Genomic DNA, 13586 nt, shown 5'->3' on the forward strand with positions numbered 1-13586 from the left:
CTTTTCGCGCGATACACTTCAACCATAATAGTCCACGGAAGGGAAAGTCATGACCGAACCTGCCGACCTCGTGTCCGAGATCGAAGCGCTGGAAATCAAACTGCAAGAGGCCAAGGCCTCGATCACCCGTCGCTTTATCGGACAGGAAAGGGTCGTGGACCTGACGCTGACCGCGCTATTGTGCGGTGGGCACGCCCTGCTGATCGGCCTGCCTGGGCTTGGCAAGACGCGGCTGGTTGAAACGCTGTCGACCGTGATGGGTCTGCACGGTAACCGCATCCAGTTCACGCCTGATCTGATGCCCGCCGATATTCTGGGGTCCGAGGTTCTGGACACAGCCGAGGATGGCAGCCGCCACTTTCGCTTTATTTCCGGTCCGATCTTCTGCCAGCTGCTGATGGCGGACGAAATCAACCGCGCCAGCCCCCGGACTCAATCAGCGCTTTTGCAGGCGATGCAGGAACGCACTGTGACTGTGGCTGGCGAAGACCGCGATCTGGGTGAACCATTCCACGTATTGGCGACGCAAAACCCGATCGAGCAAGAGGGTACTTATCCACTGCCCGAGGCGCAGCTGGACCGCTTTTTGGTGCGGATAGACGTGGATTATCCCGATCGCCAGACCGAGCGCGATATTCTTTTGGCCACGACTGGCGTGGAAGAGGACGAAGCGCACGAGATTTTCAGCAAGGAAGAGCTGTTGGCCGCTCAGACCCTGTTGCGCCGGATGCCGGTCGGGGACTCGGTTGTGGAACTGATCCTCGATCTTGTCCGCGCCTTCCGCCCCGAAGAGGCGGGTGTATCTGAGCGGGTGGCTGAAACCGTCGCCTGGGGCCCCGGCCCCCGTGCTGCACAAGCGCTGATGATGACAGTGCGCGCCCGGGCGATGCTGCAGGGGCGTTTGGCCCCAAATTCCGAGGATGTGCTGGACATGGCGCGTCCGGTGCTCAGCCACCGGATGGCGTTGAACTTTGCGGCGCGGGCGCGCGGTGACAGTTTGGCTGACCTGATCGACTCGACTGCCGCTGGTCTTGTCCGCACCGAGGCTGCGGCGTGAATGCGGCGCTGACCCTTCGAGAAAGATCTGAGGCCGAGGCGTCCCGGCTGCCGCCGCTCTTGGCGCGGGCCGAGCAGCTGGCCGGTACGGTTCTGCTGGGCGATCACGGTCGACGCCGCGCGGGGCTTGGTGACGATTTCTGGCAATATCGCCCTGCTCAGATCGGCGACAGCCGCCGGATGATCGACCATCGGCGCTCTGCCAGGGGCGATCAGCAATTTGTGCGTGAACGCGAGTGGCAGATTGCACAATCGGTAATGCTGTGGGTCGATCAGGGCGCGTCGATGCGGTTTGCGTCTGACAAGAACCTGCCTACCAAGGCCGACCGCGCTCGTCTGCTGGGGTTGGCAACCGCGATCCTGCTGGTGCGCGGGGGTGAGCGTGTCGGTTTGACTGGTACGACCCTGCCGCCGCGACGCGGTAATGCTCAGATCATCCGACTGGCAGAAGCGTGGTCCGAGGATGCTGAGAGCGACTATGCGCCACCCGAACACCGCGCCATGATCCCGCATGCCCGCGCCGTTTTCATTTCCGATTTCCTTGGTCCGCTGGACGAGGTCGAACTGGCCCTCACCAAAGCCGCCGACCGGGGGGTGCGGGGCTTGGTCCTGCAGGTTCTCGATCCCGGAGAAGAGACCTTTCCGTACCGGGGGCGCACGATCTTTGAAAGCGTCGGCGGGTCTGTCCGACACGAAACCCTAAAGGCCGGAGAACTGCGCGAGCGGTATCTGGAACGACTTGCGAAACGCAAGGATGCGCTGACCCATTTGTGCCGCGCAACGGGCTGGCAGCTGGGGCTGCATCACACCGGTGACAGTGCGCAAGCAGCTCTGTTGTGGCTCTATCGTGCGCTGGATGGGGGAACGGGATGACGGTTTTGGCGGGAATTGGCTTTACCGCACCGTGGGTGTTGATGGGTCTTTTGACCCTGCCGGTCCTGTGGCTAATCCTGCGTGCCGTGCCACCCGCGCCGATCCGTCGGTTGTTCCCGGCGGTGACGCTGCTGCTGGGGTTGAGGGATGACGAAAGCGTTTCTGACCGCACCCCATGGTGGCTGTTGTTGCTGCGCATGCTGGCGGCGGCGGCGATTATCATTGGATTGGCCGGACCGGTCCTGAACCCCTCGCGCGATCAGGCAGGTTCAGGTCCGTTGCTGCTGGTTCTGGATGCCAGCTGGGCCGGGGCGACCCGCTGGTCAACGACGCTGGATCAGATCGATGTGCAGCTGACCGAGGCCGGGCGCGCGGGTCGCACCGTGGCCATCCTGCGCCTGACCGAACCTGAAACCCCCGTTTTTCAAGCCGCCGAAGCATGGCGCGGCCGTTTACCCGGGCTGACCCCGACACCGTGGCAACCGACCCCGGCGCAAGTCGATATGGCGCTGGCTGCCATGGATCAGGTGGACGGAGGGTTTGACACCCATTGGTTCAGCGATCGCTTAACCTACCAGGGGCACGAGGCGATCCTGTCTGCCCTGCGCGCGCGCGGTGATGTGACAGTCTATCAGGCCCCGTCGCCTGCGGTTGCGATTCTGCCTGCTACATACCAGGACGGGGTCATTCAATTGTCCGCGCAACGGGCGGAACCCGGTCCGGCAGATCGCGTCACGATACTGGCTCAGGGGCGTGACCCCGCCGGTGCAATGCGTGTTCTGCAATCGGCCGAGATGGAGTTTGCCGGCGGCGAGACACAGGCGCAGGTAGAACTGTCGCTGCCTTCCGAACTGCGCGCGCGCATCACCCGGTTCGAGATTCAGGGTGAGCGTTCGGCAGGGGCCGTCACGCTGACCGATGACAGCTTGCGGCGACGCGAAGTCGCCCTGATTGCCGGATCGCTGAACCGCGAAGGGTTAGAGCTGTTGTCGCCGTTGCATTACCTGACGCAAGTTCTGACCCCTACGGCGGACTTCGTCGATGGCGGATTGCTGGAAGTCCTGCCCGCCAATCCAGATGTGATCGTGCTGGCCGATGTGGCGAAACTGGCCGGGTCCGAACAGGCGGCGCTGGTCGAATGGGTGGAACAGGGCGGTTTGCTGCTGCGCTTTGCAGGGCCGCGGATGGCGGCCAGTGATCTTGGCCGGGATGCTGAGGATACCCTGTTGCCGGTGCGCCTGCGCAGCGGCGGACGCTCGGTCGGTGGCGCGATGAGTTGGGGCGAAGCCAAAGGGCTGGCACCTTTCCCGGAGAACTCGCCCTTTTATGGGTTGAAGGTACCGGAAGATGTCACAGTGACCACGCAGGTCATGGCGCAACCAGACCCTAATTTGGCGGATCGGGTCATTGCCTCACTTTCGGATGGCACGCCCTTGGTGACGCGCAAAGCGTTGGGATTGGGGCAGGTGGTACTGTTCCATGTGACGGCAGATGCAGAATGGTCCAGCCTTCCCTTGTCTGGGCTTTTTGTTGAAATGTTGGACCGGCTGGCGGTGTCATCAGCGGCGAAATCGCGGCAGGAGTCACAGTTGCAAGGCACCACGTGGGAACCGATTCAGGTTATGGATGGCTTTGGTGTTCTGTCTGATGCCGGAAATCTACCGGGCGTCGATGGTGTTGAGCTTGTGGCCGGTCAGATCGGTCCCGATCTGCGACCCGGCCTTTACGAAAGCGGCAAACAGAAATTGGCACGCAACGTTCTGTCCGATGAAACGGTTCTCAGCCCAGCGGTCTGGCCGTCGGATGTTCCGATCAAGGGCCAGGAGGTCAGCACCGAAACACCCATTGGGGGCATCCTGCTGAGCCTTGCATTGTTGTTACTGACGATTGACGTCATCGCCTCGCTGGCACTATCCGGTCGCCTGGGTCTGGCCAGGGCGGCTGCTGTCGCACTGGGGGCGGTTTTGCTGGTGCCCGAAGTACAGGCGCAAACGCCCGAAAGTACAGATTTCGCGTTGAACGCCACACAGGAATTGGTTCTGGCGCATGTTCTGACGGGTGATCAGCAGGTTGACGATATTGCGGCTGCAGGAATGCGCGGATTGGCTCAGACGTTGTTTTTCCGAACCTCGGTAGAACCTGCTGAACCCATTGGCGTAGATCTGGAGCGGGACGAGTTGGCGTTTTTTCCGTTGCTTTATTGGCCGATCGCACCCGACCAGCCGCAACCGTCGGCTGAGGCTTATGCCAAGCTCAACGCTTACCTGCGTTCGGGCGGAATGATCCTGTTCGACACGCGAGACGCGGATGTAGCGCGCTTCGGGGCCGCCAGCCCAAATGGGCGCAAGTTGCAACAGATCGCGGCCCCGCTGAATATCCCTTCGTTAGAGCCTGTTCCGCGTGACCATGTTCTGACCCGTGCCTTCTATCTGCTGCAGGATTTCCCAGGCCGCTACGCGGGCACCGAAGTGTGGGTCGAGGCCGCACCCATGGATGCCGAGCAGATCGAAGGCATGCCCTTCCGCAACCTCAATGACAATGTGACACCGGTGGTGATCGGCGGCAATGACTGGGGCGCGGCATGGGCCATTGATCGCAACGGCCAGGCGCTGCTGCCGGTCGGCCGTGGGTATGCGGGTGAGCGGCAGCGTGAGCTTGCAAACCGCTTTGGTGTCAATCTGGTGATGCATGTGCTGACCGGGAACTATAAATCAGATCAGGTGCACGTGCCTGCCTTGCTGGACAGGTTGGGACAATGACAGGAACCGTCATCTTCGATCCGATGATCCCTTGGCCCATTCTCGCCATCGTGGTGGCGATTGCTGTTGCTGGGGTTGTTCTGGCCCTGTGGCGCGGTTTGTCTGGCTGGGCTTTGCGCGGTTTGGCGGCGCTGGTTTTGATCGCTGCGCTGTCGGGTCCGGTCTATCAGATCGAAGATCGCGCGCCGCTGACCGATATCGTTCTGATGATCGAGGATGAAAGCGCAAGTCAGACTCTTTCGGACCGGGCGGACCAGACTGCACAGGCCACAAAGGAATTGGCGGCCGAGATTGAATCCCGTGACAATACTGAACTGCGCCGCATTCGCGTAGGTGACGGAGACGGGGACGAAGGCACCCAAGTTATGGCGGCCCTGAACGAAGCGTTGGCCGAAGAACCACGCGCGCGGATCGCGGGCATTTTAGTGGTGTCGGACGGCATCGTGCATGATGCCGATCAGGCCCCCGATCTGCCCGCGCCCATGCATCTTTTGCAGACAGGGCGCAAAACGGATTGGGATCGCCGTCTGATCGTCCGCAATGCGCCTGCCTTTGCCATTATTGATGAACCCGTCACCTTGACCCTAAGAGTTGAAGATAGCGGAGCAGCACCCACTGGGGCCTCGACCGCGCCGCTCGAAATTTCGGTCGACGGGGCCGAAGCCGAGCAATTCACGATCCCCATTGGTGTTGATGTTGAGCTGCCGATCACGCTGCCCCATGGCGGGCGCAACGTGATTCAGTTCACCGTGCCAGAGGCTGAGGGCGAGCTGACCGATCGCAACAACACCGCGCTGATCCAGATGAACGGGGTTCGGGACCGGCTGCGCGTGTTGCTGGTGTCCGGAGAGCCGCATCCGGGCGGGCGGACATGGCGCAACCTGCTAAAATCTGACAGTTCCGTGGATCTGGTGCATTTCACCATTCTGCGCCCCCCTGAAAAGCAGGACGGGGTGCCGGTGGACGAGCTTTCGCTGATCGCCTTCCCGACGCGCGAGCTGTTTCTGGAAAAGATCAACGATTTCGACCTGATCATCTTTGACCGCTACAAGCGGCGCGGCATCCTGCCTGCGATCTATCTGGACAATGTCACCAACTATATCAACGAGGGTGGTGCCGTTCTTGTTGCCGCCGGACCGGATTTCGCCAGCGCCGACAGTATCTTCCGCTCACCCTTGGCACCGATCCTGCCTGCGCAACCCACTGCGCGGGTGATCGAGGAACGCTATGTACCGATGGTCACCGACCTGGGGCATCGCCATCCGGTCACGACGGACCTGGGCGACTCGGATAACTGGGGTGCTTGGCTGCGCCAGATCGACGTCAATCACCGCACTGGTGAGGTGTTAATGACGGGCGTGGATGACCGGCCCCTGTTGGTGCTCAACCGTGTTGGCGAAGGGCGCGTGGCGCTGCTGGCCTCGGACCATGCCTGGTTGTGGAGCCGGGGATTCGAAGGTGGCGGACCGCAGCTGGAATTGCTGCGCCGATTGGCGCATTGGATGATGAAAGAGCCCGAGCTCGAGGAAGAAGCGCTGTGGGCCGAGGCCAATGGTCAGGTGATGCGCATCATCCGGCAGACGCTGGGGGATGAGGTTGGGCCGGTAACCGTAACCCGCCCGAATGGTGAGACGGTCGAGATTACCTTGGATGAAGTCTCGCCGGGGCGGTTCGAAGCACAATATTTCGGGCCGGAAATCGGCCTCTATCGCCTTCAGGAAGGGGAACAGTCCACTGTCATCGGGCTTGGCCCTGCTGCCCCCAAGGAATTCGAACGCACGATCGCAACGGCCGAGGTACTGGAACCTGTGACGGCAGAATTGCGCGGCGGTACAGTGCGTTTGGAGGAGGGTTTGCCGTCGGTCCGCAACGTACGTGCCGGGCGTCCCGCATCAGGGCGCGGATGGATCGGTCTGACCCCGCGCGACGCCTATGAAACACGTGACGTGACGCAGGCCGGGCTATTGCCACCTTGGCTTGTATTGCTGCTGGCGGGCGGGTTCCTTCTGGCGGGCTGGCTGCGCGAGGGACGGTGACAGGTCAGTCAAACACCACGCTGACCGTGGGATTGCCTGGCAAGCCGTCGTAAGCCACTGATGCCCCGCCTTTACCCTTTGCAGGCGGGAATAATGGCCCGAATGATCCGACGGAAATCAGGTCCCCCGGTTGAAATTCAATCCCTTTGGACATCAGCCAAAGGGCGGCATTGGCCGGATGCCCCAGTACCGCTGTGCCCGGTGCCTGCGCCAAAATCTCGTCATCTGCGGCGCGGAGGGTGACGGTCATATCAGCCAAGGCCTGCACCATAGCTGCCGGATCGGACACAGGGATTTCTGCTCCCAAAACACCCAGCTTCGGAGCAACGCCAATTGCTGTCAGCGTGACCGGGGTGATCGGTTCACCCTCGGCAAAGGTCAGGTCCGGTAGCTCGATAAACGGGCGAATGGCTGAGATGCCTTGCAGCACCTCCTCTGGCGACGTGGCCTGATTGATATCCGCTGTGCCAACAACTAGCACCAGATCGGCCTCAAATACCGGTCGCGCACCCCAGTCTGATGGAACGGTCGCGCCGTCATCCAGCATCATGTCGCGGAACAATACGCCCTGAACCGGTTCGGATGCGCCAAATCTTTCTTGTGCCGGTGCGCTGGTCAAACCGGCCTTGTAGCCGATGATCGGCCCTAAATGTGGCTCTAATGCAGACACTATGAGCGCTTGCGTGCACAGCGCGTCATTCATTGTGCCATCAGATGAAAGGGCAGGTGTGGGCGAAGCTGAGAGGTAATCCGCGATGAACCGATCGATCTGATCATCCGTTGCGCAGCCCGCCGCCACAGGATGAGCAAATACGCCACAGGCCAACAACGCGCCGAAGAAACACCGCATATCACACCTCCGTTTTGGCAAGAGTGGCATGAGGTTCGATCATTGGGCAACGGCTTAAACAGTTCTTCACTCTCTGCCCGGATGCTGGACGCAGATTGTTTCGGAAACACCAAAGATGAGTCTTGCAGGAAAACTGTCACAGGAACGGCGCGCACGTCTGGCGGCCGAGCGGTTGTTGGAAATGAAACAGGCAGAGCTGTCGGCGGCGAATCGCAAACTGGGCCTGCATGCAATGGCATTGACCAAGCGGATCGGCGAAACCCAGGCCGAGGTTGAAACGGTCCGGGGTGAAAATGAAAAGGTCAAGTCCGATCTGACGGTCGCCAACGCCAAGATCGAGGTGGCCGAGCGCCGCTTGTGGCATTCAATCCAAACTATTCAGGATGGATTCGCGTTCTTTGACGAGGAAAGTCGCCTGATCGGGGCAAACGCGGCTTACTTAAGCGTCTTTGACGGGCTGGAAGAGGTTGCGCCGGGTGTAACCTATCCTAGGATTCTTGAGATTCTGACGACCGAGGGGCTGATTGATCTTGGGTCCGAGCCGACGCCCGGCTGGCGCGATAGAATGCTGCAGAGATGGGCCATGCCGCATCCACAGCCCGAAGTTATCCGGCTGTGGAACGGCCATTACATCAAGCTAATCGACCAGCGCGGTCATGGTGGCGACGTGGTGAGTCTGGCCCTGAACATATCCGCATCCGTGCGCCATGAGGCCGAATTGACCTCTGCTCGTGAACGGGCCGAGGCGGCAAACCGCGCCAAATCGGCCTTTCTGGCCAATATGAGCCATGAAATCCGAACCCCGATGAACGGTATCGTGGGCATGACTGAATTGCTGACTGAAACACCTTTGGATGAAGAACAACGGCTGTATTTGAACACCATCCGCAACTCGGGCGAGGCGCTATTGGTGATTATCAACGACGTCCTGGACTATTCCAAGATCGAGGCGGACAAGCTGACCCTGCACCCGGAACAGTTCGACTTTGAACGCTGCATTCTTGAAGTCGCGATGCTGCTGCAACCCAGCGTGCGCGATAAAGGTCTGACGCTATTGGTGGATTACGATCTGTTCCTGCCCACATTGTTTGTCGGCGATCCGGGGCGGGTCCGGCAGGTTTTGACCAATCTTGTCGGCAATGCGGTCAAGTTCACGTCCGAGGGCCATGTCCTGATCCGTGTCACCGGCGTGCCGAACCCGGATGCCCAATCCTGCGATGTGCATGTCGCGATCGAAGATACCGGTATCGGCATCGACGAAGACAAGATCGGGCACATTTTTGGTGAATTCAATCAGGTCGAAGACGAACGGAACAGGGCCTTTGAGGGGACCGGTCTGGGCCTTGCCATTACCAAGCGACTGATCACATTAATGGGCGGTGCTATCTGGGTGGTTAGCGAGCCGGGGCAGGGGTCCTGCTTTGGCTTTCGTGTCTCACTGCCGACCGCTGAAGGCCCGCAACCTGCCCCGCCCGATCTTGACGGGCGCCTGCGCCATGTGATGATCGTCGAGGATTTGGCCGCCAACTGCGCGATCCTGTCCAAACAGCTAGGGCGGCTGGGGGTTCAGGTCACCGTTTGCACGTCGGGGCGAGAGGCGCTGACGGCGCTGAACGACAGTGTGGACCTTCTGCTGTGCGATCATGACCTGCCCGACATGGACGGGCTTGAGCTGGCTGTCCTGCTGAAAGACAGGGGGTGGGGCGCTCTGCCGATTGTCGTGATGTCGGCCAATCCCGGTGTCATTCACGCCCACCCCGCGCGCCACCTGATCGAAGGCGTTCTACAAAAGCCGATCCCCAGGGCTGAGCTATACGCGCGCCTGAAAGCGCTTGGCCACCCACAGGGCGTTGAGTCGCTTTCGGAGACCGCACCGATCAATCAGGCACCTAACCAACCCGCATGTGAAGGAACGCAGCGTATCATGCGTGTTCTGGCGGCCGAAGATAACCGGACCAATCAACTGATCCTTAAGAAGATGGTCAAAGATCTGAACATCGACCTGCGCTTTGCCGGCAACGGGATCGAAGCGGTGCAGGCGTATCAGGAGTTTGACCCAGACCTTATCTTTATGGATATCTCGATGCCTAAAATGGACGGCAAACAGGCCACAGCCGAAATCCGGCGCCGCGAGATTGAGACCGGCCGACATGTTCCCATTGTCGCTCTGACGGCTCATGCGATGGCTGGTGATGATCAGGGGGTCTTGTCTGCCGGGCTGGATCACTACCTGACCAAACCGCTGCAAAAGCAAACGATTCACCAGATGGTTCTGACCCATAGGCCGGATGATTGTTGCCCGGTTGTTGCAGAGGAAATCCAGGCTGACTAGATTGAACCCATGTCTGAAGATCGTGGATTTCAGCCCCGCGCGCTGGGTGAAATTGCCATCCGCTGCGCGGATATGGCCGCCATGGTCGCGTTTTATGAAAACGTGATCGGGTTAGAGCGTCTCAGCGGTGACCACAACAGCGCGATCACCTTTTTCCAAATCGCGCCCGGATATGGTGGCCACACGCAGGTTCTGGCCCTGTTTCACCACACTGCTGCCCCGCGACCAGGGTTGCACCCGACCGGGTCGCAAAAACCGGTGACGGGTGGCACGTCATCCCTGCATCACATCGCTTTGTCGCTGCCATTCGACGAACAAGACGCTGTGATGCGATGGTATGACCACCTTGGCCAGCCCTACCGGGTCGAACAGTTCGGATGGATCGGTTGGCGCGGTATTTTCACCGAAGACCCCGAAGGCAATACGGTCGAACTGGTCGCCTATGACCCGTCGATGTTAGATCAAGCCTGATAGGGCCGCACAAAGACGGGTTTGTTTTCTTCTGACAAATCGGGGCGGTATTTATAGCCACCTGAGTCAAAGTCCAGCAGTCCTTTGGGGTCGTCCAGCCTGTGCTGAATGACATACCGTGCCATCGCACCGCGCGCTTTTTTGGCAAAAAAGCTCACGATCTTAGGCGTGCCTGCTTTGTCTTCCATGAAAACAGGGGTGATAACGCGCAGCTTCAGTGCTTTAAGGTCTACTGCGCCGAAATATTCCTGGCTGGCGCAGTTGACCAGAACGTCCGATCCAACCTCAGCACCTTGCGCATTAAGCGCTTTGCTCAGTTGATCGCGCCAATATTCATACAGGTTCTTTCCGCGGCGGGTTTTTAGCTTGCTGCCCATCTCAAGCCGATAAGCCTGAATGGAATCCAGCGGGCGCAGCACACCGTAAAGACCGGACAGAATGCGAAGATGATCCTGCGCCCAGGCCATCTCCTCGGCATCCAGCGACGCAGCTTCGAGCCCCTGATAGGTGTCGCCCGCAAAGGCCAGCGCGGCGGGGCGTGTCACATCCGCCTCGGGCGCGTCTGAGAATGCGCGATACCGGTCGCGGTTCAGGCGCGCGAGATCATCGCTTAGGTCCATCAGCTTTTTCAGATCACCCAACGTCAGATTTCGGGCGGTTTTTGACAGACGGATGGCATCGTCCTGAAAGTCTGGCTGCGTGACTTCGACATCCCGTTCCGCCCAGTCCAGCCGCTTGGCCGGGGAAATAACTACCAGCATATCCGCTCTCTTTCCTTGCCTGTACTGGGCCGTATCTAGTCCGTCTGTCGCAGCACGTCCAGAAAGGCGGCTCCAAACCTTTCGTGACGGCGGTCGCCCAGAACATGTTCCATTGCGCGCGGGTCATCTGACCGCAATTGTGCGACCTTGGCCAGTTGCGAGGCCGAGCAGGTTAGCGGCTTGTCGATCCCCTCCGGACCGCGTGACAGCTGCGACTGCACTTCAAGCAACTGGTCATAGATATCGCCCTGATCCCGGCCAGCCAATTTGCGGCGCGCGGGATGAACGGCTTCAACCTCACCGGCGACGACTTCAAGAAACGTGTCACCATAACGTTCCAGCTTTTTTGCGCCGACCCCGCCAATTCGGGCCATATCGTCCAGAGACAGGGGGCGTTTCTCAGCCATTTCGATTAGCGTGCGGTCAGGGAAGATGACATAGGCCGGTACCCGTGCGGATTCGGCCAAAGCGCGCCGTTTGGCCTTCAGGGCCGATAGCAGCGGCGCGTCTTCCTCGGACACCATCATTTTGACCGCCGGGCGGCGTCCGGCCTTGCGCAATGTGTCCTTGCGCAGGTTGATCCGGGCCTCACCCTTCAGGATGGGCTTGGCAGCCTCGGTCATTTGCAGTGCGCCGTGGCGTTCGGGGTCCGGGCGGACCAGATCATGCCCCATCATCTGTCGGAAAATGGCCTGCCATTGCGGGCGCGACCACTCATTGCCGATCCCATAGGTCGACAGTTGGTCATGACGTCGCGCGCGGATCTTGTCGGTTTCATTGCCCAGCAGGATGTCGATCAGGTGGCCGGCGCCGAACCATTCCTCGGTGCGCAGGATTGCAGACAAGGCCATGCGGACGGGCGTGGTCCCATCGAACACTTCGGGCGGGGCGTCACACAGATCGCACTTGCCGCAAGGTTCTGCCTGTTCACCGAAGTAGCCCAAGAGAGTCTGACGGCGGCATAACAATGCTTCGGCCAGACCCAATAGAGAATTCAGGCGTGCATGGTCGGCCATGCGACGTTCTGGCGGGGCCAACCCTTCGTCGATTTGCGAGCGGCGCAGGCGGATATCGTCGGGGCCGAACAGAGTCAGCGTCTCGGCAGGGCCACCGTCGCGGCCCGCACGGCCGATTTCCTGATAATAGGCCTCGATGGATTTGGGCAGGTCGGCATGGGCGACCCATCGAATGTCGGGTTTGTCGATGCCCATGCCAAAAGCGACGGTGGCAACCACGATCAACCCGTCTTCGCGGGCAAAGCGGGTTTCGACGATACGACGATCCTCGGCCTCCATTCCGCCATGATAGTGGCAGGCAGAGTGACCTTCCGCGCGTAAGGCTTGCGCGAGCACTTCGGTTTTGTTGCGAGTGCCGCAATAGACGATGCCAGATTGCCCTTTTCGGGCACTGGCAAAGTCTAGGATCTGTTTGCGGGGGCCATCCTTGGCCCCAAAGGCAAGGTGGATATTGGGCCGGTCGAACCCGCGCAAAAACTTGTTGGGGGGCGTGCCGTCGAACAGTTTTTCGACAATCTCGTCCTGCGTTTCGGCATCCGCGGTGGCGGTGAAGGCGGCGAGGGGGACGCCCAGCGCGCGCCGCAGCTCACCGATCCGCAGGTAGTCGGGGCGGAAATCATGGCCCCACTGGCTGACGCAATGGGCTTCATCCACGGCAATCAGACTGACGTTGATCCGGCGCAGCATCCCCAGCGCCGATCCTGCCGCCAGACGTTCGGGGGCCATGTAAAGCAGCTTGAGCCGCCCGGCCTCCAGCGCTTCCCACACGGCATCCGTTTCTTCGGGCGTGTTGCCCGAGGTCAGAGCACCTGCTTCAACGCCGGCCTCTTGCAGCCCGCGAACCTGATCGCGCATCAGGGCGATCAGCGGGGAAATCACCACCGTCACGCCATCCCGCATCAACGCAGGTAGTTGGAAACAAAGGGATTTACCGCCACCCGTCGGCATGATCGCCAGCACGTTTTCACCTGCGGTCACGGCATCGACGATCTCTTCCTGCCCGGGGCGGAAGTCGTCGAATCCAAAGACATCTCGCAGCATCGGTGCGGCGTCGAACATGTGCGGGGTTGCCCTGTTTTAAGGTTTATCTGCTCTTAAGACAGGACAATCACATACTAAGATTCGGTGAACAAGGCCTCAGACAAAATAGCCCACATTGTTGATCAGAATAATCCGCAAGGCATAAACGCCGATCAGTACCACCAAGGGTGTCAGATCGAGTCCGCCCATATTGGGCAGAATGCGACGGATCGGACCATAAATAGGCTCTAATATGCGATTCAGGCCGTACCAGATTTGTGCGACCAGCTGTTGATGCAAATTAAGCACCTGAAAGTTGATCAGCCAGCTCATGATCACATGGGCCAGGATGATGAACCAGACAATGTCCAGGATCAGCAGAAGGATTTGGATCAGCGACAGCATGGGCACT

At 60.1% G+C, this 13586-nt stretch carries 10 protein-coding genes; 6 read left to right on the forward strand and 4 right to left on the reverse strand.

Going from position 1 to position 13586, the window contains the following annotated elements; genetic code table 11:
* Positions 1 to 49 precede the first annotated feature (49 nt).
* The 4 genes from AC2FGC_RS10880 to AC2FGC_RS10895 are packed head-to-tail and all read left to right on the forward strand — an operon-like array spanning position 50 to position 6724.
* Entirely contained in the window at positions 50 to 1057 is a 1008-nt protein-coding gene (locus AC2FGC_RS10880; RefSeq protein WP_058272869.1) for an AAA family ATPase, read from the forward strand.
* On the forward strand, positions 1054 to 1929 hold the full coding sequence (locus AC2FGC_RS10885) for a DUF58 domain-containing protein (protein ID WP_496726449.1): 876 nt from the start codon (positions 1054 to 1056) through the stop codon (positions 1927 to 1929). Before AC2FGC_RS10880 ends, AC2FGC_RS10885 begins: the two co-directional genes overlap by 4 nt.
* Positions 1926 to 4688 carry a DUF4159 domain-containing protein gene (locus AC2FGC_RS10890; RefSeq protein WP_496726448.1) on the forward strand — a complete coding sequence of 921 codons (2763 nt, stop codon included), beginning with the start codon at positions 1926 to 1928 and terminating at the stop codon, positions 4686 to 4688. The genes AC2FGC_RS10885 and AC2FGC_RS10890 overlap by 4 nt, the downstream gene beginning before the upstream one ends.
* Complete coding sequence (locus tag AC2FGC_RS10895; RefSeq protein ID WP_496782314.1) at positions 4685 to 6724, forward strand: hypothetical protein; 2040 nt, start codon at positions 4685 to 4687, stop codon at positions 6722 to 6724. Before AC2FGC_RS10890 ends, AC2FGC_RS10895 begins: the two co-directional genes overlap by 4 nt.
* Positions 6725 to 6728: 4 nt before the next feature.
* On the opposite strand, the gene AC2FGC_RS10900 is transcribed toward AC2FGC_RS10895, so the two are convergent.
* Positions 6729 to 7574 carry a 2-keto-4-pentenoate hydratase gene (locus AC2FGC_RS10900; protein WP_496782316.1) on the reverse strand — a complete coding sequence of 282 codons (846 nt, stop codon included), beginning with the start codon at positions 7572 to 7574 and terminating at the stop codon, positions 6729 to 6731.
* Positions 7575 to 7689: 115 nt separating this feature from the next.
* Between AC2FGC_RS10900 and AC2FGC_RS10905 the strand changes: the two genes are divergently transcribed.
* Together AC2FGC_RS10905 and AC2FGC_RS10910 are read left to right on the forward strand one after the other, a co-directional pair.
* Positions 7690 to 9906: a response regulator gene (locus AC2FGC_RS10905; protein ID WP_496782318.1), complete on the forward strand. Its 2217-nt coding sequence runs from the start codon at positions 7690 to 7692 to the stop codon at positions 9904 to 9906.
* Positions 9907 to 9915: 9 nt separating this feature from the next.
* Entirely contained in the window at positions 9916 to 10377 is a 462-nt protein-coding gene (locus tag AC2FGC_RS10910) for a VOC family protein (protein WP_496782320.1), read from the forward strand.
* On the opposite strand, the gene yaaA is transcribed toward AC2FGC_RS10910, so the two are convergent.
* From yaaA to AC2FGC_RS10925, 3 genes are all read right to left on the reverse strand, one after another.
* Entirely contained in the window at positions 10368 to 11138 is a 771-nt protein-coding gene (gene yaaA, locus AC2FGC_RS10915) for a peroxide stress protein YaaA (RefSeq protein WP_496765650.1), read from the reverse strand. The two genes, AC2FGC_RS10910 and yaaA, sit on opposite strands and share 10 nt — an antisense overlap.
* Before the next feature lie 35 nt (positions 11139 to 11173).
* Positions 11174 to 13213 carry a DNA helicase RecQ gene (recQ, locus tag AC2FGC_RS10920; RefSeq protein WP_496782323.1) on the reverse strand — a complete coding sequence of 680 codons (2040 nt, stop codon included), beginning with the start codon at positions 13211 to 13213 and terminating at the stop codon, positions 11174 to 11176.
* Positions 13214 to 13291: 78 nt separating this feature from the next.
* The gene (locus tag AC2FGC_RS10925; RefSeq protein ID WP_058272877.1) at positions 13292 to 13579 is read right to left on the reverse strand and encodes a YggT family protein; all 288 of its coding nucleotides are present in this window, start codon (positions 13577 to 13579) and stop codon (positions 13292 to 13294) included.
* Between the last annotated feature and the right edge of the window lie 7 nt (positions 13580 to 13586).

This window comes from Ruegeria sp. CDSC054 (genome assembly GCF_059610645.1).